Below are 25,962 nucleotides of genomic sequence, written 5' to 3' on the forward strand. Positions count from 1 at the left end.
GCAATCCTCTTTTATTAGACGCGTTCAATCGCCAGGGCCAGGCCTTGGCCGACGCCCACGCACATGGTCGCCAGGCCTTTGCTGCCGCCGGTTTTTTCCAACTGGTGCAGGGCCGTCAACACCAGCCGCGCACCGCTCATGCCCAGGGGATGACCCAGCGCAATGGCACCGCCGTTCGGGTTGACCTGAGGTGCATCGTCGGCAATACCCAGCTCGCGCAGCACCGCCAGACCCTGGCTGGCGAAGGCTTCGTTAAGCTCGATCACGTCGAAGTCGGTGACCGCCAACCCCAGGCGTTCCACCAGCTTGCGCACCGCCGGCACCGGGCCGATACCCATTACGCGCGGTGCGACACCGGCACTGGCCATGCCCAGCACCCGGGCGCGCGCGGTGAGGCCGTGTTTCTTGACGGCGTCGGCGGATGCCAGAATCAGCGCGGCGGCACCGTCATTGACCCCCGAGGCATTGCCGGCGGTGACGGTCTTGTCCGGGCCGTTGACCGGCTTGAGTTTGGCCAGGGCTTGCAGGCTGGTGTCACGCGGGTGTTCGTCGTGTTCCACCAGGGTTTCGCCTTTTTTATGGGCAACCCGTACCGGCACTATTTCCTCGGCGAAGAAACCGGCGGCTTGCGCAGCGGCGGTCCGCTGCTGGCTGCGCAAGGCGAAAGCATCCTGGTCGGCGCGGGAAACCTGGTAGTCGTCGGCGACGTTATCGGCGGTCTGCGGCATGGCATCCACGCCGTACTGGGCCTTCATCAACGGATTGATGAAACGCCAGCCGATGGTGGTGTCTTCCAGCTTCATGCTGCGCGAAAACGCCGCATCGGCCTTGCCCATCACGAACGGCGCACGGGACATCGACTCGACGCCGCCAGCAATCGCCAGCTCCATTTCGCCACTGGCAATAGCGCGAAAGGCCGTGCCGATGGCATCCATGCCCGAGGCGCACAGACGGTTGAGGGTCACGCCCGGAATGCTGTCCGGCAGCCCCGCCAGCAACAGTGCCATGCGCGCCACGTTACGATTGTCTTCGCCGGCCTGGTTGGCACAGCCCAAAAAGACTTCGTCCACCGCGTCCCAGTCCACCGACGGGTTGCGCTCGATCAGGGCCTTGATCGGCAGCGCCGCCAGGTCATCGGCACGCACCGTGGACAGCCCACCGCCGAAACGACCGATAGGTGTGCGAACGGCATCACAGATAAATACCTCGCGCATCAGGCTTCTCCCGGTGCTTGGCCATGGGCGGCGGCGGTGCGGGCTTCAAGCTCGCGCAGCGCGGTCAGTTCTGTCTCGGTCGGTTCTGCCGTGGTGCTGACCTGGTCGGCAAAGCGAATCGCCCAGCCGGTGGCAGCGACCACTTGCTCGCGGGTCACGCCGGGGTGCAGCGCGGTGACCACGAACTCATGGCTGCCCTCCTCCGGTTCCATGATGCACAGGTCGGTAATGATGCCGACGGGGCCGGCACCGGGCAGGCCAAGACGCTTGCGCGAGTCGCCACCTTCGCCGTGACCGACGGAGGTGATGAAGTCCAGTTTGTCGACAAACGAACGGGACGACTGTTTAAGGATGATCAGCACGCTCTTGGCGGAACCGGCGATCTCCGGCGCCCCACCGGCACCCGGCAAACGCACTTTGGGCTGGTGATAATCACCGACCACGGTGGTGTTGATATTGCCGAAACGGTCGACCTGGGCCGCACCGAGAAAGCCCACGTCAATGCGCCCGCCCTGCAGCCAATAGCGAAAGATCTCACCGGTGGGCACCACAGTGTCGGCGGTCTCGGCCAACTCGCCATCGCCGATTGACAGCGGCAACACGCTGGGCTTGGCGCCAATCGGGCCGGACTCGTAGATCAGCACTACATCGGGTGAGGACGTCAGCCGCGCCAGGTTGGCGGCCTTGGACGGCAGGCCGATACCGACGAAGCACACTGAACCGTTCTTCAAGCGGCGTGCAGCGGCGACGGTCATCATTTCATTGGTGGAGTAGGTCATTACTTGGCCTCCTGCGCGGTGGCCAGCTTGGCCTGGAACTCGCTGAAATCAGCAGTGCCGTGGATGAATTCATCAATCCAGGCGGTAAAGGTCCCACGGTCGCGAGCAATCGGGTCCCACGCCTGGTAGAAGCGGTTATCCCGCTCGTTGTAGCCGTGAGCGTAGGAGGGATGTGCACCACCCGGCACATGGCACACCGCGGTCAGTGCCCAGGTCGGCAACACGCAACTGTTCATCGGCGCATTGAGGTCATCGACGATTTCTTCCACGGTGACAATGCAACGCTGAGCCGCAAGGGCCGCTTCCTTCTGTACCCCGAGAATGCCCCAGAGCAACACGTTGCCCTTGCGATCGGCTTTCTGCGCGTGAATCACGGTGACATCCGGACGTACCGACGGCACCGCCGCCAGCACTTCGCCGGTGAATGGGCACGTGACGGTCTTGATCAGCGGGTTGACCTTGGGCAAGTCGGAACCAGCGTAGGCACGCAGCACCGCGAACGGCAGGCCCGAGGCACCGGCGACGTAGGCATTGGCCAAGTCGGCGTGGCTGTGTTCTTCGATCTCCAGCGGTTGCGGCCATTGCTTCTCCACCGCGTCGCGCAACCGATGCAGGGAGCCCACACCCGGGTTGCCGCCCCAGGAAAAAATCAACTTGCGCGCGCAGCCAGCACCGATCAATTGGTCGTAGATCAGGTCGGGCGTCATACGCACCAGCGTCAGGTCTTTCTTACCCTGACGAATGATTTCATGACCTGCGGCCGTTGGGATCAGGTGGGTAAAACCTTCGAGAGCGACGGTATCGCCGTCGTTCACAAAGCGCTTGACCGCATCACGCAGGGTGAGGATTTCAGCCATGGGGTTGGGCTCCCGGTGTTGATCGAAAAAGGCGCTGAGGTGGCGCCGAAGTGCTTGAAGATTAAGCCGGGGAAATGGGCCGAACAATCCGATAATCGACTCAGCGTTCGATTATCGAACGGATTGTTGTCTAGCTAATCGTCTAAGCGAACGCAATTCAAATGTGGGAGGGGGCTTGCTCCCGATAGCGGTGGATCAGCCAACAAATTTTTTGACTGACACCCCGCAATCGGGAGCAAGCCCCCTCCCACATTTGAGTCCCATCAAGGCTTAAGTGGCGTCGGCGTGGCTGACCATGCCTTTGATCAACACGGCTGCAGTGGCGAGTGCCGCCGGAATCACCAGTGCCGTGAGCACCTGCTCGAAATTCCAGCCCAGGCCCAGCAAGGTGGCCCCCATCCACGCACCCAGGATCGCGCCGAAGCGGCCAATGCCAAGCATCCACGACACACCGGTGGCACGCCCCTGGGTAGGGTAAAAACGTGCGGCCAGGGACGGCATCGCTGACTGCGCACCGTTGACGCACATCCCGGCGATCAGCACTAACGTTGCCAATAAAGTGATATTGCCAAGGCTTTGCCCTACCGCGTAGGCAAACACCCCGGCCAGCAGGTAGAAAGTCCCGATCACTTTGTGCGGGTTGAACCGATCCATTGCCCAGCCCACGCCCACTGCGCTCAACACCCCGCCTAACTGGAACAACGCGCCGATAAATGCCGCCTGCTCCATGCTGGCGCCACTGTCGCGCATCAAGGTAGGCAGCCAACTGGTCAGCAGGTAAACAATCACCAGGCCCATGAAGTAAGTGAGCCACAGCAGCAAGGTGCCGGCGCTGTAGGTGCCCGAGAAAATCACCGCGAACACGTTGCGAGCCTTGACGGTTGCTTGCTCCGGCACGCTGAAGCTGCCGGCCTGGGCCACGATATTGGGCTCAATGGGTGCCAGGGCCTTGCGTACCTTGTCGGTACCGCGATTACGCACTACCAGGTAACGCGCCGACTCCGGCAGCCACACCAACAGCACCCCCGCGAGGATCAATGGCAGGATGCCGCCGATCAGCAACAAGCTGTGCCAGCCAAACGCCGGGATCAACTTGGCCGAGATAAACCCACCACCGGCCATGCCCAGGTTGAAACCGCAAAACATGCTGGTGACCAACAACGACTTATGACGCTCGGGGGTGTATTCGGAGAGCAAGGTCGTGGCATTGGGCATACCCGCGCCCAGACCCAGCCCGGTCAGAAAGCGCAGCACCAGCAACTGGTCGACATTGGTGCTGTAGGCCGAGGCCAGGCTGAACGCGCCAAATACCAGTACCGCGCCGACCAACACGACTTTGCGGCCAAAGCGGTCGGCCAGCGGGCCGGACCCGAGTGCGCCGAACACCATGCCGATCAACGCGGCGCTCATCACCGGGCCAAGGCTGGCGCGGTCGATGCCCCAGTCCTGGGACAGGGCCGGCGCAATAAAACCCATCGCCGCCGTATCGAGGCCGTCAAGAAAGACAATCAGGAAACACAGGATCACCACGCGCCACTGGTAGCGTGACAATGGCTGGGTGTTGATAAAGGACTGCACGTCCAGGGGGGTACCGACAGAAGGCTGATTCATTATTTTTATTCCACACCGATGGCGGGCCGATGACCTCAGGTCATCATTATTGTTAGGCGGCGCTTTGAAGCGCTGCCGCACATTAATAAGCCAGGGGAAACACCGTCAATCGAGCCGACCGGGATCTGTGCGGTCACCGAACAGCTTAGGCAAACAGTTGCGCGCTCAACTCACGGCTGGCGGTGAGCATACTCGGCAGAAAACGCTGTTCCAGCTCGCTGCGGCTGACGCGCCCGGCATGGGTGCTGACGTTCAGTGCGGCCAACACCTGGCCGGATGCGTCATACACCGGCACCGCGATGGAACGCAGGCCCTGCTCCAATTCCTGATCGACGATGCACCAGCCTTGCTGACGTACCTGCTGCAAACATTCGAACAAGGCTTCGGGCGTCGTGAGCGTGCGGCTGGTCTTGGTTTGCAGGTCTGCGTGGTCGAGGTAATCCTGCAGCGAGGCATCATCCAGGGCCGCCAGGAGGATGCGCCCCATGGACGTGCAATAGGCCGGCAGCCGACCGCCGACTGAAAGGTCCACGGAAATCAGGCGCTGAGTCGTGGCCGAACGTGCGATGTAGAGAATATCGTCGCCTTCAAGGGTGGCCATGTTGCAGGCTTCATGGAGCTGCTCGCTCATGCGGTCCAGATAAGGTTGGGCCGAGACGGCCAACGGTGTGGACGACAAATAGGCATGACCGAGCGTCAGCACTTTAGGCAATAGCGAGTAGGTACGCCCATCCGTGGTGGCGTAGCCGAGTTTGATCAAGGTATGCAGGCAACGGCGCACAGCGGCGCGGGGGATTTCCGTGCGGTGGCTGATCTGGGCGATGGTCAGGTGACGCTTGCGCTCCTGGAACGCTTGCACCACGGCCAGGCCACGGGCCAGGGACGTCATGAAGTCCGGATCACCGGTGAACGCCTGGATGCGCTTGGCCGGTGAAGCCACGATCGGCGGCGCCACTGATGCGAAGGAGTTGCGCAATTGATCGTTCATTTCCAGGGTCCTGTCTCTTGTTCTTACCACGGGAGGGTTGGCCGCTATTACAAGCCGTGCCGATCGCGATGCACAAGCCAGCGCCAGCAACATTGGGCGATTATCGGACGATCATGCGATTATCGCAATTTGTCAGGCTAGGGCAGCCGCCGCCGCGGCCAAGTTTCAGATTTGCCTGATGACCTGGGAAGTGCGCAGATTTACGCTTTTATTTAGAACAGGTGGCGACAATATGATGACGCTGTTCACAAACAGTGATGCCCATCCATAACACCCTCCCCTGCACCGTTGACGCTTTTTAACTTTATGATGATAGTGTTATTCAAATGCGCCGCTATAATGCAACCTGTGCAGAGGTCGGCCCGGTATCACTATCGGGATGGGAGCTCGCCAGGCGCTGGAGGACGTAAGCCGCGCCGGCCACAAGTAGCCGCTTAAAAGAACTGCCCTCAGGCCTGCTTTTCAACTTGAACGGTTTTCTACTGTTTTATTTGGAATCGCCCGAGGACGACTGTTGAAGCGCGACACTGCGCAATCAATAAACTTCACACAATTAGGTAATACTGTGACGAAAGATGAACTGCGCGCCGAACTTGAGCGCCAGGAGCAACGTTACAAGGACGTCTACGGCGGGGAAGTCACCACCTACGCCGCGCAACCTGAGCCGGAACGCAAGCCATGGCGCAAACGCGCCAGCCTGCTGGATCAGGCATTTGCCCAGGAAATCCAAAAGATCGAACAGGAACTCAAAACCGAAGAGCCATAAGCGCTTCGGTGCGAGTAGGCTGGGCCCTGCTGTCTCTGCCGGTCCACCACCGGCAGGGAGCCCCTCGCGTCAGCGCCCGTTGGTCAGTCACCTACAGCCGCGCACGAAATTTCATACAAATGTTTCAGGCATGACGTTTTCATGACAAATGCCGGCCTTTTGCGGCCTGCGCTTTATAAATCAAAGACTTGCCAAAGCCCCGAAAACCCTGGGATGCGTCCGTTTTGCCCGGGCTTGTGCGACGAAGATTGTTACCGATGAGCAGTCAATGCATCGATTACCGATGTTTTCTGGCATAATCGCGCCCCCTTACGACCGGGTCAGAAAACCTTCATGATCGATTTATTCAGCGGACTGGATGCTTGGGTTCTAGTGAGCCTGCTGCTCGCCCTGGCCTTTGTCCTCGCCTTCGAGTTCATCAATGGCTTTCATGACACCGCTAACGCGGTGGCCACAGTCATCTATACCAAAGCCATGCCGCCACACCTGGCGGTGTTCTTCTCCGGGGTCTTCAATTTCCTCGGCGTGTTGCTCGGTGGTGTCGGTGTCGCCTACGCCATCGTGCATTTGCTGCCGGTGGAGTTGCTGATCAATGTGAACACCGGCCATGGCCTGGCGATGGTCTTCTCGTTATTGGCGGCGGCGATCACCTGGAACCTGGGCACCTGGTACTTCGGTATTCCCGCCTCCAGCTCCCACACCCTGATCGGCTCGATCCTCGGTGTCGGCCTGGCCAACGCCCTGATCAACGACATCCCCCTGGCTGACGGTGTGAACTGGCAGAAGGCCGTGGATATCGGTGCGTCCCTGGTGTTCTCGCCGATGGCCGGCTTCCTGGTCGCAGCCCTGGTGCTGATCGGCCTGAAGTGGTGGCGCCCGCTGTCGAAGATGCACAAGACCCCGGACCAGCGCCGCAAGCTCGACGACAAGAAGCACCCGCCGTTCTGGAACCGCCTGGTATTGGTGATCTCGGCCATGGCCGTGAGCTTCGTGCACGGCTCCAACGATGGCCAGAAAGGCATCGGCCTGATCATGCTGGTGCTGATCGGTATCGTGCCGGCGCAGTTCGTATTGGACCTGGGCAGCACCACCTACCAGATCGAGCGTACCCGTGACGCAACCCTGCACCTGAACCAGTTCTACCAGCGCAACCACGAGACCCTCGGCGAGTTCCTGGCCCTGGGCAAAAGCGTGAAGGATGATCTGCCGGGCAAATTCCGCTGCAACCCGCAGCAGACCGAGCCGACGATCAATGCGCTGCTGGGCACCTTGAAAGGCGTTTCGGACTACCATTCACTGACTGCCGACCACCGCATTGAGGTACGCCGCTACCTGCTTTGCCTGGACGACACCGCGAAGAAAGTCGGCAAGCTGCCAGGCCTGGATTCCCGTGAGAAATCCGACCTCGACAAGCTGCGCAAAGACCTGACCGCCACCACCGAGTACGCCCCGTTCTGGGTGATCCTCGCGGTTGCACTGGCCCTGGGCCTGGGCACCATGGTGGGTTGGAAGCGCGTGGTACTGACCATTGGCGAGAAGATCGGCAAGCAGGGCATGACCTATGCCCAGGGCATGTCGGCGCAGATCACCACCGCTACCATGATCGGCTTTGCCAACATCTTCGCCCTGCCGGTGTCCACCACTCACGTGCTGTCTTCCGGTGTGGCGGGTACCATGGTTGCCAACAAGAGCGGCCTGCAAGGCGGTACCGTCAAGACCATCCTGATGGCCTGGGTATTGACCTTGCCGGCAACCGTCGGCCTGTCGGCCGGTTTGTTCTGGTTGGCGTCCAAGGCATTGGGTAACTGATAGCCAGCCGGCAATAGAAAAGGTGCGATCCGCGAGGGTCGCACCTTTTTTTATAGCTGGGTTTTGCACTGCCAATCAAAATAATCGGCCAAAAAAAAGGGCGACCGAAGTCGCCCAAAATGCCTTGCGTGCCCATGTAATCTGAAAAGACCTACGGTTTTTTACGCTTGTTAGCGTCTTTCCAGATAAAAAATCCAAACCCTACAAAAAACAGCACCATGAGGCTGACAGTCAGCACTCCGGCAAAAACCACATTATCGAAAAACATGACCGGCCTCCTGCACGTGCCCTGTTGCGATAGGGCTAAGTTAATGGAGAAGACGCAGCGGGAAATTGACCGGGATCAATGTCGCCCGTAACGGGGCGTAAAGAAGGGTAATAACTGACCTGCATCAACAGATGCAGGCTGTTTCAACGCTTTTTCGGTTTGTTCTTCGACTTCTTCTTGGGTTTGCCCAAGGGCATGGCTTGTTCAAAGGCTTGGCGCACTTCATTCAAGCGTTTGTCATTGAGGTCGTGCACGCGCTTGGCGCGTTCGGCATTCAGGTCGATCAGCTTGTCGTCATCACTCATGGCTTGGCTTACGTCGTGGCGGGAATGCCCCAATAATGCGGCCTGCCCTGCCCGACGGCAAATCAGCGAGCGACAAAAGGCAGGTCATCGACCAAAATCGGCACTTTCCAACCGACCCAGGAGCTGCACCCAAGTGGCCTTGCACAACGACCTTCCACCGCTGCTGGCCCTGCGCGCCTTCGAAGCCGTGGCACGGCACTTGAGCTTTATCAAGGCAGCGAACGAGTTGTCGGTGACCCAAAGTGCGCTGAGCCACCAGGTGCATAAGCTCGAACAGCATTTGGGCAAGCCGCTGTTTATCCGGCGTACCCGTGCGATTGATCTGACCTTGGCCGGGCAACATTACTACGACCAAATCCGCCCAGCCCTGGACGCCATCGCTACTGCGACACGCAGCCAACGGGGTGTACCCAGCACCAGCGTGTTGCGCATCGGCGTACTGGCGTCTTTCGCCACGCTATGGCTGGCACCGCGTCTGGCCGAGTTTCTGCAGCGCTACCCGCATATCCAGGTGGAGTTGCTGCCCGCGATTCAACTGGCCAATGTCGCCACGGCCGAAGTTGACCTGGCCATCCGTTACGGCAAGGGCGATTGGCCCGACGTGCAGGCCACGCGCCTGATGGCCGAAACCTTGTCACCCGTGTGCAGCCCCGCGTTCAAGGCCAGCCAGGTAACCAAAGGCCCCCTACTGATGGCGACCTCGCACCGTCCTTTCGAGTGGACGGATTGGGCCGCCCATTACCAGGTCAACCTCGATCACCACCCCAGGGTGATGCTGCATGACTACAACATCGTGGTCGAGGCTACCGTGGCCGGCCAAGGTATCGCCATGGGCCGCCATCGCCTGATCGAACGCAGGCTCCAGGACGGCAGCCTGGTGGAAGCCTTTGACTGGCCGCCCTATCACAGCGAAATCGGCTATTGGCTGATCGCTCCCCAGAGCCCACTCGGCGAAGCAGCCGAATGCTTCAGCCAGTGGTTGAAGCACCTGTGTGCGGATGAGTGAGTTTTTTCGATACGTCGATTGAGATCTATCCGTTTGTCGCCCATCGCAACAGCCAACATGCTCAAACCTCCTGAACCCAGAGGTTTTCAGCATGACCGATTCCATTCGCCAACGCGTACACACACTCGGCCTGACACTGCCCACACCCAATCAACCAGCTGCCAATTACATCAACCATGTCGTCAGCCAACACCAGCTGTTCATTTCCGGGCAAATTCCCATACTCGATGGCAAACCTGCCTACATAGGCCGGCTGGGCGATTCCCTCAGCGATGAAGAAGGCGCCCAGGCGGCGGAACTGGCGGCGCTGGGCCTGCTGGGGCAATTGAGCGATGCGCTGGGCGATGACCTGTCGCGCGTGGTGCGCATCCTGCGTCTGGGCGTCTTCATCGCCAGCAGCGCTGATTTCCAGCGCCAGAGCGTGGTCGCCAATGGCGCCTCGAACCTGCTGGTCAACGCCCTCGGCGACAAAGGCCGGCACGTACGCACTGCCGTAGGCGTCAGCAGCTTGCCGGCTGGCGTCGCCGTGGAGGTGGATGCCATTTTCGAGCTGCAGCCATGAGCCCGCTGGACGTCCAACAACTGCGGGAGGCCACGCCTGGTTGCCAGTCGGGCCTTGTGCACTTCAACCATGCCGGGGCGTCCTTGCCCAGCCAGGCGACGCTGGACGCCATCATCGAACAGTTGCAACACGAAGCCCGCAACGGCCCGATGGAAGCCGGCGAACAGGGCACCGTGCTGGTGGAAAACGCCCGCCGCGCCGCCGGGCAACTGCTCAATGCACCGCCCTCCTCGATTGCCTTCGCCAGCAGTGGCTCAACGGCCTGGAGCATGGCGTTCCAGGCCCTGGGGCCTTGGCGGCCGGGCGACCGCATCCTGGTGGGGCGCCATGAATGGGGCGGCAACCTGGCGAGCATGGAGTTGGCCGTGCAAGCGGGCGCGCGCGTGGAAGTCATCCCCTGTGATGCCACCGGCGCGGTTTGCCCGGTAGCACTGGAAGCGATGCTCGACGCCCACGTGAAGCTGATCGACCTTGCCTGGCTGCCGGCCAACGGCGGCCTGATCAACCCGGCCCAGGCCATCGGCGAAGTGGCTCGTCGTCACGCCATCCCCTACTTTATCGACGCAGGCCAAGCCGTCGGCCAATTACCGGTGGATGTGCAAGCGTTGCAGTGTGACGTGCTCAAATCCGCCGGCCGCAAACACCTGCGCGGCCCGCGCGGTACTGCACTGCTGTATGTCAGGCCGGATTTTCTTGGGCAACTGAACCCGGCCCAACGCGACGTGTTTTCGGCGCCCTGGACCGCCGACGGCTTCGACCTGCGCAACGACGCCCGGCGCTTCGAAACCAGCGAAGTGTCCGTCGCCCTGCTGGCGGGCTTGGGCAATGCATTGCAAGAGATCAATCGACTGGGGATCGAGCGGGTGTGGGAAAGGATCTCGCAGACCAGCGCCCGAATCCGCGAAGCGCTGCATCAGATACCTGGGATTAGCCTGCATGACCTGGGCAGTAAACATTCGGGCTTGATCGCTTTCAACCTGGCCGGCTGGGATAGCTTTGAACTCAAGCGGCGCTTGGGGTTAAAGCGCATCAACATCGGTGCCAACGGCGTGGCCTATACGCCGCTGGATATGCAAGCACGTGGGTTGCGCAGTATTGCGCGCCTCTCCGTCAGCCCACTCAACACCGATGACGATATCGAACTGTTGATCAAGGCCCTGCATGAATTGAGCGCTTAAACCTCGATGTCCACCCACAAGCCCTGGCGCGGCGCATCTTCGATCAGCGGCGCTACGGGCACCGTGTTGTCGGCATTGAGCAAGTCACCGGGGATAGGCAAATGCTGCTCGACGTCATCGTCGGCTTCTCGCCGACGCTTGTGCTGCTCCTGCTGACGACGCTGCTCTTCGCGCAACAGAAAGGTCGATTGCTCGGCATCGCCTTTTTTCAGGTCGATCGTGCTCTCGCTGGAGCCCGGTTGAACGGGCACCACCGGCGGAATATCCGGCTTCTGGCGTGCCGGATCGAGTTGCGACGTGACCGGCACAACACTGACGGGCAGCATGGGTGGCAGCATGATAGTTATTCTCCTGATCAACAGGCTGTCGGCGGGTTGCAGGGCGACTTGAGCACAGGCTCGCCAAGCTGTGACTCAGTCGACACTCGCAAGTGCCCGCCACCCGTCGATTCAGCACTCTGCCCGCCGGCCAAACGGAGTAGTTTTTGTCAGAGTCCTTGGGCGCAAGGGCTTGTTCCGTTAAGATAGTCGGCTTTTTCACGGCGGGAGTCAGGCAGCATGGCGCAGCAGTATCAACCGGGGCAACGCTGGATTAGTGACAGCGAAGCAGAGCTGGGGTTAGGCACCGTTCTGGCACAGGACGGGCGCTTGTTGACCGTGCTCTATCCGGCCACTGGCGACACCCGCCAGTATGCGCTACGGAATGCGCCCCTCACTCGCGTGAGGTTTTCGCCGGGTGACACCATCACCCATTTCGAAGGCTGGAAAATGACCGTACAGCAAGTCGACGACGTCGATGGCTTGCTGGTCTACCACGGCCTCAATGGGCAGAACGAGCAGGTCACCCTGCCGGAAACCCAGCTGTCCAACTTCATCCAGTTCCGCCTGGCCAGCGACCGTCTGTTCGCCGGTCAGATCGACCCGCTGGCCTGGTTCTCGCTGCGTTACCACACCCTGGAACACACCAGCCGCCAGTTGCAGTCCTCGTTGTGGGGCCTGGGTGGCGTGCGTGCGCAACCCATTGCGCACCAACTGCACATCGCCCGTGAAGTCGCTGACCGTATCGCGCCGCGGGTCTTGCTGGCTGACGAAGTGGGCCTGGGCAAGACCATCGAAGCGGGCCTTGTGATCCATCGCCAACTGCTCTCGGGCCGCGCCAGCCGTGTGCTGATCCTGGTCCCGGAAAACCTGCAGCACCAGTGGCTGGTGGAAATGCGCCGCCGCTTCAACCTGCAGGTCGCGCTGTTCGACGAAGAACGCTTTATCGAAAGCGATGCCACCAACCCGTTCGAAGACACCCAGCTTGCACTCGTTGCGCTGGAATGGCTGGTGGACGACGAGAAAGCCCAGGACGCGTTGTTCGCCGCTGGCTGGGATTTGCTGGTGGTCGACGAAGCGCACCACCTGGTGTGGCATGAAGACAAGGCCAGCGCCGAATACTCGCTGGTCGAACAACTGGCTGAAGTGATCCCAGGCGTGCTGCTGCTCACCGCCACCCCGGAACAACTGGGCCAGGACAGCCACTTTGCGCGCCTGCGCCTGCTGGACCCGAACCGTTTCCACGACCTGCAAGCCTTCCGCGCCGAGAGCGAAAACTATCGCCCGGTGGCCGAAGCCGTGCAGGAGCTGCTCGACAAGGGCCGCCTGTCTCCGACCGCGCACAAGACCATCCAGGGTTTCCTTGGTAACGAAGGCGAAGCCCTGCTCAGCGCCGTCAACGATGGCGACAGCGAAGCCAGTGCGCGCCTGGTGCGTGAACTGCTCGACCGCCACGGCACCGGCCGCGTGCTGTTCCGCAACACCCGCGCAGCCGTGCAAGGCTTCCCCGAGCGCAAGCTGCACGCCTACCCGCTGCCGAACCCGGATGAGTACCTCGAACTGCCGTTGGGCGAACACGCCGAGCTGTACCCGGAAGTCAGTTTCCAGGCGCAGCCGGATATCGAGGAAGAAAACCGCTGGTGGCGTTTCGACCCGCGTGTCGAGTGGCTGATCGATCAGCTGAAAATGCTCAAGCGCACCAAGGTCCTGGTGATCTGCGCCCACGCCGAAACCGCCATGGACCTGGAAGACGCCTTGCGCGTGCGCTCCGGCATCCCGGCCACGGTGTTCCACGAGGGCATGAACATCCTCGAGCGTGACCGCGCCGCCGCCTACTTTGCCGATGAAGAGTTCGGCGCCCAAGTGCTGATCTGTTCGGAAATCGGCAGTGAAGGCCGCAACTTCCAATTCTCCCACCACCTGGTGCTGTTCGACCTGCCGTCCCACCCCGACCTGCTGGAACAGCGTATCGGCCGTCTGGACCGGATCGGCCAGAAACACGTGATCGAACTGCACGTACCGTACCTGGAAACCAGCCCGCAACAGCGCCTGTTCCAGTGGTACCACGAAGCGCTCAACGCCTTCCTCAACACCTGCCCGACCGGCAACGCCTTGCAGCATCAGTTCGGCCCGCGCCTGCTGCCATTGCTCGAAGCCGCCGACGACGGCGAGTGGCAAGCCTTGATCGACGAAGCCCGTGCCGAGCGCGAGCGCCTGGAACAAGAGCTGCACACCGGTCGTGACCGCCTGCTGGAACTCAACTCCGGCGGCGCCGGTGAAGGCGATGCGCTGGTCGAGGACATCCTTGAGCAAGACGACCAGTTCGCCCTGCCGATCTATATGGAAACCCTGTTCGACGCCTTCGGCATCGACAGCGAAGACCATTCGGAAAACGCGCTGATCTTGAAACCCAGCGAAAAAATGCTCGACGCCAGCTTCCCCCTGGGCGACGACGAAGGTGTAACCATCACCTACGACCGTAACCAGGCGCTGTCGCGTGAAGACATGCAGTTCATCACCTGGGAACACCCGATGGTGCAAGGCGGCATGGACCTGGTGCTGTCCGGTTCCATGGGCAACACCGCCGTGGCGCTGATCAAGAACAAGGCGCTCAAGCCGGGCACTGTGCTGCTGGAACTGCTCTATGTCAGCGAAGTGGTTGCCCCGCGCTCGCTGCAACTGGGCCGTTACCTGCCACCAGCGGCTTTGCGTTGCCTGCTGGACGCCAATGGCAATGACCTGTCCGGTCGGGTGTCGTTCGTGACCTTGAATGACCAGCTCGAAAGCGTGCCACGGGCCAGTGCCAACAAGTTCGTGCAGGCCCAGCGCGATCAGCTCACGCCGCGCATCAATGCCGGTGAAGAGAAAATCGCCCCGCGTCACGCCGAGCGTGTGGCCGAAGCCAAGCGCCGCCTGGCCGCAGACACCGACGAAGAGCTGGCGCGCCTGACCGCGTTGCAAGCGGTCAACCCCACCGTGCGTGACAGCGAGCTGGTTGCCTTGCGCAATCAACGCGAGCAAGGCCTGGCCATGCTCGACAAGGCGGCGCTGCGACTGGAAGCGATTCGCGTGTTGGTGGCGGGCTGATCATTCGCTGTCAGTAGAAGGCCCGCGCAATGCGGGCCTTTTTTATTTGCCTTCAGGGCCTCATCGGGGCATGGGTATCTACACAACTTCAGTTCGCAGCCCCTACGGTAACCACGATGCAAAGCGAGCCGCTCTTGATCTGCATTTGATCTTGATCTTAGGCGCCCCGTTAAACCACGCTGGCCGGAATTCGACAGGGATTTGGGGGGTAAACCGGCAGGGATGCCGGTTTAGCCGCCCCGCGCCATGGATGGCGCGTGGCGGCGGCCCCCCAAATCCATGGCGGATTACGGGCACACCGAGCCCAGGCGAGGTGCCGAGTGGTGGGGCAAGAGCCTTTTGGGTTACTTTTGGGGCTCTTTTCCAAAAGTGACCCGCTGTAAAAGCGGAACCAATAGCAGCCGTTACCGCAGGAATGGATATGTACTCGGTCTCAAGCTGTAGCGGCAGCCGCCGGCACCTCAACCGCACTCAACCCATCCTTCATGCGCTTGGCATCACGCACAAAACTGCGCGAGGCCTGAAACAGAAACAGCATGGTCAAGAACAGCGCCACCGGAATCAGGTACATGGCGTCATGCAACCCCACGGCTTTATACGCCTCAGTCATTTGCTCTGCCCCGGCCGCATACATTGCCGAATGGGCAAAGTGATCGGACAGCGCCCCGACCACCACCGGCCCCATGCCACCGCCGAGCAAATACAGGCCTGCAAAGAATAGCGCCATGGCCGTAGCGCGCAGGCGCGGTTCGACCACGTCCTGGATCGCGGTGTACACGCAGGTATAGAAATTGTAGGCAAACAGCCAGCCCACACTGAACAGCGCGACAAACACGCCTATCTCGATACGCCCGGCATGCAAGGCCCAGGCGGTAGTCACCGTGGAGATGATCAAGCTGCACGCGGCAAACAGCAGACGGCCGTTGGCGACCCGCTGATGGATCTTGTCGGCAATCCAGCCACCCAGGGTCAAGCCCACCAGACCGGTCAAGCCGACGATCACACCGGTGGCGACGGCCGCGTCCTGCAATGGCAGGAGGAAATAGCGTTGCAGCATCGGCACCAGGAACGAGTTGCACGCATACGTGGCAAAGTTAAAGCACAACCCGGCCAGCACCAGCCACAGGAAGGTCGGCACCGCCAGTACGCGGCGGATCGGGCGGTCGACACGCTCCTGGGACACTTGCACGGTTTCCGCCGCGCCGCGTTTAGGCTCTTTGATATAGAACATGAACACCGCCAGGATCATTCCGGGCACGGCGGCGATAAAGAATGGGGCACGCCAGCTATCAAACGCCTTGACCATCGCGCCAATGGTGAAAAACGCCAGCAGCAGCCCCAACGGCAGGCCAAGCATGAAAATCCCCATGGCCCGCGCGCGGCGGTGGGCGGGGAACAGGTCGCCGATCAGTGAATTGGCGGCCGGCGCATAGCTGGCTTCCCCGATGCCGATGCCCATGCGCACCAGCAGGAAGGTCCAGAAACTCCCGACCATGCCATTGACCGCCGTCAGCCCGCTCCAGGCGAACAGGCCCCAGCCCATCAATTTGCTGCGCGAGCCGGTGTCGGCCAGTCGCCCGAGCGGCAGCCCGGCAAGGGCGTAGACGATGGTAAAGGCGGTGCCGATGATACCTAGCTGAAAGTCGCTCAGGTGCCATTCCATGCGGATCGGCTCGATGATGATCGCGGGGATGGTGCGATCGAAGAAGTTGAACAGATTGGCCAGGAACAGCAGGAACAGAATGCGCCAGGCATTCGCCGCTTGGGTCGAGTTCTGCATGGGTCCGTCTCTTTTATTGTTATGAGCGCTACGATGCCCGATGCATCCTGCCCGGTACCTGCAACATAGTCAGCTGAGGCGGGGTTGTCTGTAATGATTCGTAAAGCTGATAGGGCATGATTTCACCCGGTAACACGGGGATTTGTCCCACAAAAATATAAGTGCGCGCCCCCCTTCCCAACGGCCATGGCACGGATAGAATGGCGAGCCTTCCTGTAACACCCCCAACCTACTTTCTTATTGATGACGCCCATGTCCGAAGCCAGTCCGTGTCTGAATTGCGGTGCCTGCTGTTCACACTTTCGCGTGTCTTTCTTTTGGGGTGAGTGCGCCTCATCCGGGGGCACGGTGCCCGATGATCTGGTGGTGCAGATCAACCCGACCCGGGTGGCAATGATCGGCACCGATCAAAAACCTGCGCGCTGTTGCAGCCTTGAGGGCGAAGTGGGCAAAAGCACCAGTTGCTCGATCTATGCACAACGTTCGAGCCCGTGTCGCGAGTTCGATGCTTCCTGGAGCCAGGGTGTGCAGAACGTTGATTGCGATGCTGCCCGTGCTGCCTTCGGTCTGGCCCCTTTGCAAGCTCCGCCGTTTGAACTGGACCTGCCCATCAGCGCTTAGCACCAAACGCTATGCACAGCATGACAAATTAATTGAGATCAAAATGCCATTACCCATGGCAAATCCCATGAGGCTTCTATACTCGACATGGTAGGTCATCGCCTCTGGCAGTGACGTGGCTCTATGACGGGATACGCTATGGAATGGCTGGGCCAGTATTTTTTCACCGACCTTCCAGACAGCGGGCATTTATTGCTCAATTGCAGTCATAACCCCTTTCTGGTGCTACTGGCATACCTGGTTGCCTGCGCAGCGGGGTTCGGCACCCTGGACATGGCCGAACGCGTCGGCCATGTAGAAGACCCCACCGCCCGCCGCCACTGGCGCTGGCTGGGAGCGGGCTGCCTGGCGGGCGGGATCTGGTCGACCCATTTCATCAGTATGCTGGCCTTCCAGGCCCCAATCGCCATTCATTACGAATTGCTCACGACGTTTGCCTCGCTGTTGATCGCCCTGATCGCCTCGCTGTTCGCCATGAAAACCCTCAGTCATGCCCATCTGCGTTTGCACCAATACCTGCTGGCTTCGGTATGGATAGGGCTGGGCATCGCGCTGATGCATTACGTGGGCATGGCGGCGATGCGCTCCCAGGCGCAGGTGTACTTTGAATCGCGGTTGTTCATGGCCTCGGTGGCGATTGCCATCGTTGCCAGCCTGGCGGCGTTGCTGCTGTCCAGTTACCTGCGCAACGGTGCCGGGGTGTTTCACCAACTGCTCAAGTACGCCGCCAGCCTGGTTCTTGGCGCGGGGATCCTGAGCATGCACTTCACCGGCATGGCGGCCATGCAAATGTTGGTACCCAGCGGCGCGGACTTGTCGTTGCCGGTGGACAACAATCCGATTCAACTGGGCCTGTCGGTGGCGGTGATTACCCTCTTGGTGATCGGCAGCGGTGTCAGCGCAGCTCTGGCAGACAAAAAACTGCAGCACAAGGAACGTGACCTGCGCCGGGTCAATGCGCTGCTCAGCGAACTCGACCAGGCCCGCGCCTCACTGCAACAAGTGGCCCATTTTGACGCGCTGACCAACTTGCTCAACCGCCGTGGTTTCAATCAGATCTTCGCGGAGAAAGTTGCAGAAAAAACCCGAAGCCAAGGCATGATGGCGGTGATTTTCCTCGACATTGACCACTTCAAGCGCATCAATGACAGCCTCGGCCATGACGCTGGCGACCAGTTGCTCACGGTGCTGGCCGGGCATATCAAGGGCTCGATACGTAGCCGTGAGGATGTGGTCGCACGGTTTGGCGGCGATGAGTTCTGCATCCTGATCAATATCCATCACCGTGACGAAGCGCGGCACATGGCCCAGCGCATCATGCAGAAAATGAAAGAACCCATCGAACTGGCCGGCCGCCGCATGGTGATGACTACCAGCATTGGTATCAGCCTGTTCCCCGACGATGGCCACACCTGCGAAGAACTGCTGAAGACCGCCGACCTGGCGCTGTACCAATCCAAGGACACCGGGCGCAACAGCCTGAACTTCTTCAGTTCCAACCTGAAAACCCGCGCCTCCCTGGAACTGCAACTGGAAGAGGAGCTTCGTGCCGCATTGCGCGCACGCACCGAACTGGTGTTGTTCTATCAACCGATCTTCGACATGAAACTGGGCAAGGTCACGCGTCTTGAGGCACTGGTGCGCTGGGAACATCCCCAGCATGGGTTGCTGGCCCCGGACCGGTTTATCGGGATCGCCGAGAACAATGGGCTGATCGCCGAGTTGGACCACTGGGTATTGCGCCAGGCCTGTCACGACCTGAGCCTGTTGTCTGACCGGGGCTACACCGAGCTGACCATGGCCGTGAACTGCTCGGCCCTGAACCTGGCGCGGGACGAACTGGCCGATGAAATCGAAGACGCCCTGCGCTTTGCCGGCGTGGCGGCCAACCGCCTGGAACTGGAAGTCACCGAAAATGCGCTGATGGGCAATATCAGCAGCACCCTGGCGCTGTTGCGGCAAATCCGCGCCCTGGGGGTCTCCCTGGCGATCGATGATTTCGGCACCGGCTACTCATCCCTGGCCTATCTCAAGCGCCTGCCGCTTAACACCTTGAAGATTGATCGTTCGTTTATCCAGGACATCCCCAAATCCACCGCAGACAGCGAAATCGTCCAGGCGATTATCGGCATGGCCCACACCCTGCACTTGCAGGTGGTGACCGAAGGCGTGGAAACCCAGGCGCAGTTTGAGCTATTGCTCAAGCACGACTGTGACTTCATCCAGGGTTACCTGCTCAGCCCGGCGGTGCCGTTCAACGACATCATCGGTGTGATGCAAGGCATTGCGATGCGCAATCCGCTCTACCCCTTCAGCGTGGAAGGCAATAAAGACAGCACGCCCACCAAAGACCCTGCGCCAGTGCGAATCGGCCCGCCGTCTATTGTCAGGCCAATTCGCTGAAGCCCAAATCAGAATGCTGGTGGTGCGACGACTGCAATCGCCAGTGCCATGGCACACATGGAAACAATTCTTCAGCGGTTTCCCGGCGGCCTGAACTGTTCCCGTGACGTTTACGTCACCCTAGGCTGTGACCTTTCTCTACGGCAAGGTGCCATCACTGGCAACGCGGTTACTCCGCTACACACTTATGGGGACAGAAAAGGTGCACCTTTTTCGCGCACTCCATTCTTACGCCGCCCTTTCCTGGATCAGAATCCAAGGCGAGACCACCACCGCCCACAGGCTTGGATCACGCTCCACCAAGTCCAATGCCCGCGTTGCAGACACTTCGCCAAGGCTCCCTGAAGCCAGCCAGGCGGCGACTTTATCACGGTTGTCTTCAGCCATTCCCTCGGCTGCTTCGATCAAATCCAGTCCGGCATCGACCCACAATAGGGCACCCTTGGCAAAGAACGGCTCTAGCTCCTTCCAGGAAATTTCAGCGGTTTCACCGAGCAGCTTGGCATAGAGGGTGCTAGGTTCTTGCGTCATGGGAGTTCACCTGAGTAAAAAATCGGCGCAATCATAGCCTTCTGACTCAGGCAGAAAAACCCAGTAGCAAATGAGGTAGCGATTGAAAGGGTCGGGAAAGCCAGGGAACACCTTGAAAACGGGTGTAAGCCCGCCGCAATTCTGTCTTTTTCTTTCATTTAAGCGACACGCTCAGGTTTTGCCCCCCGTTGCCAGCTTTTCAATTGATCAACCGGCGCTCTACACTGTACCGGTACAGTTGCCAGGGCAATACCGGGGGGATATCCGCGATATCTGATCCGGTTCTGCAGCTCACAAGGCCGCTAGAACTATAAAAAATACAACAGTAAGAGTGGAGCACTATGAATAAGGCTACTAAGCAGATTTCCAAACTGTTTGCCGCTATGGTCCTGGCTGGGGTTGCCGGCCATTCGTTCGCAGCCGACACCATCAAGATCGGCATCGCCGGTCCCAAGACCGGTCCGGTAACGCAATACGGCGACATGCAATTCATGGGTGCCAAGCAAGCCATCAAGGACATCAACGCCAAGGGCGGCGTGGATGGCAAAATGCTTGAAGCCAAGGAATACGACGACGCTTGCGATCCAAAACAAGCGGTCGCCGTAGCCAACAAAGTGGTCAATGACGGTGTCAAGTTCGTAGTCGGCCACCTCTGCTCCAGCTCCACTCAGCCAGCGTCGGATATTTATGAAGACGAAGGCGTCATCATGATTACCCCGGCTGCCACCAGCCCTGAAATCACTTCCCGTGGCTACAAGCTGATTTTCCGCACCATTGGTCTGGACAGCGCACAAGGCCCGGCAGCCGGCAACTACATCGCCGACCACGTGAAACCGAAAATCGTTGCAGTACTGCACGACAAACAGCAGTACGGTGAAGGCATCGCTACCGCCGTGAAAAAGACCCTCGAAGAAAAAGGCACCAAGGTTGCCGTCTTCGAAGGCTTGAACGCCGGCGACAAGGACTTCTCCTCGATCATCCAGAAACTCAAGCAAGCCAACGTCGACTTCGTCTACTACGGCGGCTACCACCCTGAGCTGGGCCTGATCCTGCGCCAGGCCAAGGAAAAAGGCCTGAACGCCAAGTTCATGGGCCCAGAAGGTGTCGGCAACGACTCCATCTCGCAAATCGCCCAGGGCGCTTCCGAAGGCCTGCTGGTGACCCTGCCGAAATCCTTCGACACCGACCCTGCCAACAAAGCCATCGTTGAAGAGTTCACCAAGAACAAGCAGGACCCAACCGGTCCGTTCGTGTTCCCGGCGTACTCCGCGGTTGAAGTCATCGCCGGCGGTATCGCTGCCGCGAAGAGCGAAGACACCGCCAAAGTGGCTGAAGCCATCCACGCAGGTACCTTCAAGACCCCTACCGGCGACCTGAGCTTCGACGCCAAGGGCGACCTGAAGGACTTCAAGTTCGTGGTCTACGAATGGCACTTCGGTAAACCAAAAACCGAAGTTTCCCCTCAGTAAGCCAGGCGTTACTGGTCAACAAGCCCACTGTGCAAGCAGTGGGCTTTGTTTTACGAGGTTTATGGGCCATGTCACCCGCGATCCGGGCGCTGGCTCACCTGAAAATCTTAAAACCGTCACCAGCGGTTCGCTGGCAAACGCTTCGTGCAACCTGGTCACAGAACAGGGCACCGAGCCGGAAATGACTCCACCAGTGAAATGCGTATCGGGTTTTTAGGAGCGCTGTAATGCCTGAGATCTATCATTTTTTCCAACAGCTGGTTAATGGCCTGACCATTGGCAGCACCTATGCCTTGATAGCCATTGGCTACACAATGGTTTACGGCATCATTGGAATGATCAACTTCGCCCATGGCGAGGTATACATGATTGGTTCCTATGTGGCCTTCATCGCCCTTGCCGGGCTGGCCATGATGGGGATCCACTCCCTGCCGCTGTTGATGACCGCTGCGTTCCTGGCATCGATCATCGTGACCAGTGCCTATGGCTACAGTATCGAGCGGGTTGCCTACCGTCCCTTGCGTGGCAGCAACCGTTTGATCCCACTGATTTCCGCCATCGGCATGTCGATTTTCCTGCAGAACACCGTATTGCTGTCCCAGGACTCCAAGGACAAGTCCATTCCCAACCTGATCCCGGGGAGCATCTCCTTCGGCCCAGGTGGTGCACAAGAAGTGCTGATTTCGTACATGCAGATTCTGGTTTTCGTGGTAACCCTGGTGGCCATGCTGGGCCTGACACTGTTCATTTCCCGCTCCCGTCTGGGGCGCGCCTGCCGGGCCTGCGCCGAAGACATCAAGATGGCCAACCTGCTGGGCATCAACACCAACAACATCATCGCCCTGACCTTCGTCATTGGTGCTGCGCTGGCGGCCGTGGCGGCCGTGTTGCTGAGCATGCAATACGGCGTGATCAACCCCAACGCCGGTTTCCTGGTGGGCCTCAAGGCCTTTACCGCAGCGGTATTGGGCGGCATCGGCAGCATTCCGGGCGCCATGCTCGGCGGGCTGGTGCTGGGTGTGGCCGAAGCCTTTGGCGCCGATATCTTCGGCGACCAGTACAAGGACGTCGTAGCGTTCGGCCTGTTGGTTCTGGTGCTGTTGTTCCGTCCGACCGGCATCCTGGGCCGTCCGGAGGTTGAGAAAGTATGAGCAGATATCTTAAATCGGCGTTTTTCAGCGCCTTGCTGGTATGGGCCGTGGCCTTCCCGGTACTCGGCCTCAAGCTGAGCATTGTCGGCATCAACCTGGAAGTGCATGGCACCGGGCCCGTGACCCTGACCGTCATCGCCTTGTGTTCGGTGCTGATGTTTCTGCGCGTGCTGTTCACCCAGCAGGTCGGTGCCTTGTTCAAGGGCAACCGTGCTCCGTTGGTGTCGCCCAAGGTCAGCCAATTCCTGACCCTGCCGCGCACCCAGCGCTACATCATTATCGGCCTGATTATCGCCGCGCTGATCTGGCCGTTCTTCGGCTCACGCGGTGCGGTCGACATTGCGACGCTGATCCTGATCTACGTGTTGCTGGGCCTGGGCCTGAACATCGTGGTGGGCCTGGCCGGCCTGCTCGACCTTGGTTACGTGGGCTTTTACGCCGTGGGTGCCTACACCTACGCGCTGCTCTCGCACTACCTGGGTTGGAGCTTCTGGATCTGCCTGCCGCTGGCCGGCATGGCGGCCGCTACGTTCGGCTTCCTGCTGGGCTTCCCGGTGCTGCGCCTGCGCGGTGACTACCTGGCCATCGTGACCCTGGGCTTCGGTGAGATCATCCGCCTGTTCCTGCGTAACCTCACCGATATCACCGGTGGGCCCAACGGTATCAGCAGCATTCCCAAGCCAACGTTCTTCGGGCTGTCGTTCGACCGCACCGCCGCTGAAGGTATGCAGACCTTCCACGAGTACTTCGGGATCGCCTACAACCCGGTCAGCAAAGTGGTGTTCCTGTACCTGGTGGCGCTGCTATTGGCGTTGGCGGCACTGTTCGTGATCAACCGTTTGCTGCGCATGCCCATCGGCCGTGCGTGGGAAGCGTTGCGCGAAGATGAAATCGCCTGCCGTGCCCTGGGCCTGAACCCGACCATCATCAAGCTTTCCGCGTTCACCCTGGGCGCCGCGTTCGCCGGTTTCGCCGGCAGCTTCTTCGCTGCGCGCCAGGGCCTGGTTACCCCGGAGTCGTTCACCTTTATCGAGTCGGCGATCATTCTCGCCATCGTGGTATTGGGTGGCATGGGCTCGCAACTGGGCGTGATCCTGGCGGCGATCGTGATGATCCTGCTGCCGGAAATGATGCGTGAGTTCAGCGAATACCGCATGTTGATGTTCGGCGCCATGATGGTGCTGATGATGATCTGGCGCCCTCAAGGCCTGCTGCCCATGCAACGTCCACACATGGAGCTGCGCAAATGAGCCGCGAGATCCTGAAAGTTGAAAACTTGAGCATGCGCTTCGGCGGCTTGCTGGCGGTCAATGGCGTGGCCCTGACCGTGAAAGAGAAACAGGTCGTGGCGCTGATCGGCCCCAACGGTGCCGGCAAGACCACGGTGTTCAACTGCCTCACCGGCTTCTACAAGCCGAGCGGCGGCAGCATCCTGCTGGACGGCCAACCGATCCAGGGCCTGGCGGGTCACGAGATCGCTCGCAAGGGCGTGGTGCGTACCTTCCAGAACGTGCGGTTGTTCAAGGACATGACCGCAGTCGAGAATCTGTTGATCGCCCAGCATCGTCACTTGAACACCAACTTCTTCGCGGGCCTGTTCAAGACCCCGGCGTTCCGCAAGAGCGAGCGCGAGGCCATGGAATACGCGGCGTACTGGCTGGACAAGGTCAACCTGACCGAGTTTGCCAACCGCCCGGCAGGCACCCTCGCCTACGGCCAGCAGCGTCGCCTGGAAATCGCCCGCTGCATGATGACCCGCCCGCGGATCCTTATGCTCGACGAACCTGCCGCGGGCCTGAACCCCAAGGAAACCGAAGACCTCAAGGCGCTGATCAGCGTGCTGCGTGAGGAAAACAACGCCACGGTGCTGTTGATCGAACACGACATGAAACTGGTCATGAGCATTTCCGACCACATCGTCGTAATCAACCAGGGCACGCCGCTGGCCGACGGGACCCCGGAGCAGATCCGCGACAATCCTGAAGTGATCAAAGCCTATCTGGGGGAAGCGTAAAATGTTGCAGTTCGAAAACGTTTCCACGTTCTACGGCAAGATCCAGGCCCTGCACGACGTCAATGTCGAAGTGCGCCAGGGTGAGATCGTCACCCTGATCGGCGCCAACGGTGCCGGCAAATCCACCTTGCTGATGACCTTGTGCGGTTCGCCGCAAGCCTACAGCGGCAGCATCCGCTACATGGGTGAAGAGCTGGTGGGCAGGCACTGCGCCGAAATCATGCGCAAGAGCATTGCCGTGGTACCGGAAGGCCGCCGCGTGTTCTCGCGCCTGACCGTGGAAGAGAACCTGGCCATGGGCGGGTTCTTTACCGACAAGGGCGACTACCAGGAGCAGATGGACAAGGTGCTGCACCTGTTCCCCCGCCTCAAGGAACGCTTCAGCCAGCGCGGCGGCACCATGTCGGGCGGCGAGCAGCAAATGCTCGCCATCGGCCGGGCGCTGATGAGCAAGCCCAAGCTGTTGCTGCTGGACGAGCCCTCCCTGGGCCTGGCACCGATCATCATCCAGCAGATCTTCGATATCATCGAACAGCTGCGTAAGGACGGGGTGACGGTGTTTTTGGTGGAGCAAAACGCCAACCAGGCATTGAAAATCGCTGACCGGGCCTATGTGCTGGAAAACGGTCGGGTGGTGATGCAGGGCACTGGCGAGCAACTGCTGACGGACCCGAAGGTGCGAGAGGCATATCTGGGAGGTTAAGACCCGGTTACTGAGTAAACTGGATCTAAATGTGGGAGGAGGCTTGCCCCCGATAACGGTATATCAGTCACATGTCCTGTGCCTGACACACTGTCATCGGGAGCAAGCCCCCTCCCACATTTTGTTTTGCGTAACTTGAAAAAAATTCGACTGGTTTTGTAACGAACTCAATCCCCCTCTCTCTAGTGGTGCAAGCAGGCAATCAAGCCTGCGCATTCGACCACTGCTGGAGACACACCATGACCACCAAACTGTCCGCCGCCACCCTCGTCCTCGCCCTGGGTTCGGCCCTGAGCCTGTCCGCCCTGAGCACCACTGCCCACGCAGCCGATGACATGCAGAAATGCTTCGGCGTGGCTGAAGCCGGCAAGAACGATTGCGCCGCAGGCGCCGGCACCTCTTGCGCCGGCACCTCCAAAACCAAGGACCAGGCCAATGCCTGGAAGCTGGTCCCCGCAGGTACCTGCACCAAGACCCCAAGCACCACCTCGCCGACCGGCTTCGGCCAGGAAACCGAATTCACTGCCAAATCCTGAAACCTCG

24 protein-coding genes are annotated in these 25,962 nt (G+C 60.1%); 14 read left to right on the top strand and 10 right to left on the bottom strand.

Translation table 11 applies throughout. The features are described 5' to 3' along the window. Positions 1–14: 14 nt before the first annotated feature. The 5 genes from pcaF to pcaR all read right to left on the bottom strand — a co-directional run bounded on the left by pcaF (position 15) and on the right by pcaR (position 5,449). The gene (gene pcaF / locus E4P01_RS16640; RefSeq protein ID WP_216092229.1) at positions 15–1,217 is read right to left on the bottom strand and encodes a 3-oxoadipyl-CoA thiolase; all 1,203 of its coding nucleotides are present in this window, start codon (positions 1,215–1,217) and stop codon (positions 15–17) included. Next, entirely contained in the window at positions 1,214–1,993 is a 780-nt protein-coding gene (locus tag E4P01_RS16645; RefSeq protein ID WP_005785870.1) for a CoA-transferase subunit beta, read from the bottom strand. Before E4P01_RS16645 ends, pcaF begins: the two co-directional genes overlap by 4 nt. After that, entirely contained in the window at positions 1,993–2,850 is an 858-nt protein-coding gene (locus E4P01_RS16650) for a CoA transferase subunit A (protein ID WP_005785868.1), read from the bottom strand. Before E4P01_RS16650 ends, E4P01_RS16645 begins: the two co-directional genes overlap by 1 nt. 270 nt (positions 2,851–3,120) lie before the next feature. Beyond that, positions 3,121–4,461 carry an MFS transporter gene (locus E4P01_RS16655; RefSeq protein ID WP_216090852.1) on the bottom strand — a complete coding sequence of 447 codons (1,341 nt, stop codon included), beginning with the start codon at positions 4,459–4,461 and terminating at the stop codon, positions 3,121–3,123. A gap of 145 nt (positions 4,462–4,606) precedes the next feature. Further along, positions 4,607–5,449 (bottom strand): pca regulon transcriptional regulator PcaR, encoded by an 843-nt coding sequence (gene pcaR, locus E4P01_RS16660; RefSeq protein WP_005785864.1) that lies wholly within the window; start codon positions 5,447–5,449, stop codon positions 4,607–4,609. A gap of 565 nt (positions 5,450–6,014) precedes the next feature. On the opposite strand from pcaR, the gene E4P01_RS16665 reads away from it, so the two are divergent. Next, positions 6,015–6,215, top strand: a complete 201-nt coding sequence (locus E4P01_RS16665; protein ID WP_003189295.1) for a hypothetical protein — start codon at positions 6,015–6,017, stop codon at positions 6,213–6,215. A gap of 333 nt (positions 6,216–6,548) precedes the next feature. Continuing rightward, entirely contained in the window at positions 6,549–8,024 is a 1,476-nt protein-coding gene (locus E4P01_RS16670) for an inorganic phosphate transporter (RefSeq protein WP_003189291.1), read from the top strand. A 151-nt stretch (positions 8,025–8,175) separates the two neighbouring features. Here E4P01_RS16670 and ccoM read toward each other — a convergent pair whose 3' ends face one another. After that, positions 8,176–8,292 carry a cytochrome c oxidase subunit CcoM gene (gene ccoM, locus E4P01_RS28250; RefSeq protein ID WP_019817835.1) on the bottom strand — a complete coding sequence of 39 codons (117 nt, stop codon included), beginning with the start codon at positions 8,290–8,292 and terminating at the stop codon, positions 8,176–8,178. Between the two features lie 143 nt (positions 8,293–8,435). Further along, on the bottom strand, positions 8,436–8,597 hold the full coding sequence (locus E4P01_RS16675) for a hypothetical protein (RefSeq protein WP_005785860.1): 162 nt from the start codon (positions 8,595–8,597) through the stop codon (positions 8,436–8,438). Positions 8,598–8,730: 133 nt separating this feature from the next. Here E4P01_RS16675 and E4P01_RS16680 point away from each other — a divergent pair, with 133 nt between their 5' ends. From E4P01_RS16680 to E4P01_RS16690, 3 genes are all read left to right on the top strand, one after another. Further along, positions 8,731–9,603 carry a LysR substrate-binding domain-containing protein gene (locus tag E4P01_RS16680; protein WP_216090851.1) on the top strand — a complete coding sequence of 291 codons (873 nt, stop codon included), beginning with the start codon at positions 8,731–8,733 and terminating at the stop codon, positions 9,601–9,603. A gap of 91 nt (positions 9,604–9,694) precedes the next feature. Beyond that, entirely contained in the window at positions 9,695–10,165 is a 471-nt protein-coding gene (locus tag E4P01_RS16685; RefSeq protein ID WP_216090850.1) for a RidA family protein, read from the top strand. Further along, positions 10,162–11,343 carry an aminotransferase class V-fold PLP-dependent enzyme gene (locus E4P01_RS16690; RefSeq protein WP_216090849.1) on the top strand — a complete coding sequence of 394 codons (1,182 nt, stop codon included), beginning with the start codon at positions 10,162–10,164 and terminating at the stop codon, positions 11,341–11,343. The genes E4P01_RS16685 and E4P01_RS16690 overlap by 4 nt, the downstream gene beginning before the upstream one ends. Here the strand turns inward: E4P01_RS16690 and E4P01_RS16695 are convergent. Beyond that, positions 11,340–11,681: a hypothetical protein gene (locus E4P01_RS16695; protein WP_005785853.1), complete on the bottom strand. Its 342-nt coding sequence runs from the start codon at positions 11,679–11,681 to the stop codon at positions 11,340–11,342. The genes E4P01_RS16690 and E4P01_RS16695 overlap by 4 nt on opposite strands. 219 nt (positions 11,682–11,900) lie before the next feature. Between E4P01_RS16695 and rapA the strand changes: the two genes are divergently transcribed. Beyond that, positions 11,901–14,747 (top strand): RNA polymerase-associated protein RapA, encoded by a 2,847-nt coding sequence (rapA, locus tag E4P01_RS16700; protein ID WP_216090848.1) that lies wholly within the window; start codon positions 11,901–11,903, stop codon positions 14,745–14,747. A 433-nt stretch (positions 14,748–15,180) separates the two neighbouring features. On the opposite strand, the gene E4P01_RS16705 is transcribed toward rapA, so the two are convergent. Continuing rightward, positions 15,181–16,527 carry an MFS transporter gene (locus E4P01_RS16705; RefSeq protein ID WP_032877331.1) on the bottom strand — a complete coding sequence of 449 codons (1,347 nt, stop codon included), beginning with the start codon at positions 16,525–16,527 and terminating at the stop codon, positions 15,181–15,183. A gap of 252 nt (positions 16,528–16,779) precedes the next feature. Here E4P01_RS16705 and E4P01_RS16710 point away from each other — a divergent pair, with 252 nt between their 5' ends. Together E4P01_RS16710 and E4P01_RS16715 are read left to right on the top strand one after the other, a co-directional pair. Next, on the top strand, positions 16,780–17,148 hold the full coding sequence (locus E4P01_RS16710) for a YkgJ family cysteine cluster protein (protein WP_032803342.1): 369 nt from the start codon (positions 16,780–16,782) through the stop codon (positions 17,146–17,148). A gap of 138 nt (positions 17,149–17,286) precedes the next feature. Further along, entirely contained in the window at positions 17,287–19,551 is a 2,265-nt protein-coding gene (locus E4P01_RS16715; RefSeq protein ID WP_216092228.1) for a bifunctional diguanylate cyclase/phosphodiesterase, read from the top strand. Between the two features lie 228 nt (positions 19,552–19,779). On the opposite strand, the gene E4P01_RS16720 is transcribed toward E4P01_RS16715, so the two are convergent. Continuing rightward, the gene (locus E4P01_RS16720) at positions 19,780–20,082 is read right to left on the bottom strand and encodes a DUF2288 domain-containing protein (protein WP_017735930.1); all 303 of its coding nucleotides are present in this window, start codon (positions 20,080–20,082) and stop codon (positions 19,780–19,782) included. A gap of 341 nt (positions 20,083–20,423) precedes the next feature. Here E4P01_RS16720 and E4P01_RS16725 point away from each other — a divergent pair, with 341 nt between their 5' ends. The 6 genes from E4P01_RS16725 to E4P01_RS16750 all read left to right on the top strand — a co-directional run bounded on the left by E4P01_RS16725 (position 20,424) and on the right by E4P01_RS16750 (position 25,955). After that, on the top strand, positions 20,424–21,551 hold the full coding sequence (locus E4P01_RS16725; RefSeq protein WP_032877333.1) for a branched-chain amino acid ABC transporter substrate-binding protein: 1,128 nt from the start codon (positions 20,424–20,426) through the stop codon (positions 21,549–21,551). Between the two features lie 227 nt (positions 21,552–21,778). After that, on the top strand, positions 21,779–22,702 hold the full coding sequence (gene livH / locus E4P01_RS16730) for a high-affinity branched-chain amino acid ABC transporter permease LivH (protein WP_003193535.1): 924 nt from the start codon (positions 21,779–21,781) through the stop codon (positions 22,700–22,702). Then, positions 22,699–23,952, top strand: coding sequence for a high-affinity branched-chain amino acid ABC transporter permease LivM (locus tag E4P01_RS16735; RefSeq protein ID WP_032877334.1), 1,254 nt, complete (start codon positions 22,699–22,701; stop codon positions 23,950–23,952). The genes livH and E4P01_RS16735 overlap by 4 nt, the downstream gene beginning before the upstream one ends. Further along, on the top strand, positions 23,949–24,716 hold the full coding sequence (gene livG, locus E4P01_RS16740; RefSeq protein WP_005785832.1) for a high-affinity branched-chain amino acid ABC transporter ATP-binding protein LivG: 768 nt from the start codon (positions 23,949–23,951) through the stop codon (positions 24,714–24,716). Before E4P01_RS16735 ends, livG begins: the two co-directional genes overlap by 4 nt. A 1-nt stretch (position 24,717) precedes the next feature. Next, entirely contained in the window at positions 24,718–25,419 is a 702-nt protein-coding gene (locus E4P01_RS16745) for an ABC transporter ATP-binding protein (RefSeq protein WP_005785830.1), read from the top strand. A gap of 239 nt (positions 25,420–25,658) precedes the next feature. Continuing rightward, entirely contained in the window at positions 25,659–25,955 is a 297-nt protein-coding gene (locus E4P01_RS16750) for a DUF2282 domain-containing protein (protein WP_032877335.1), read from the top strand. The last annotated feature ends 7 nt before the right edge of the window (positions 25,956–25,962 follow it).

Source organism: Pseudomonas sp. NCIMB 10586 (assembly GCF_023127895.1).
Taxonomy (GTDB): domain Bacteria; phylum Pseudomonadota; class Gammaproteobacteria; order Pseudomonadales; family Pseudomonadaceae; genus Aquipseudomonas; species Aquipseudomonas synxantha_A.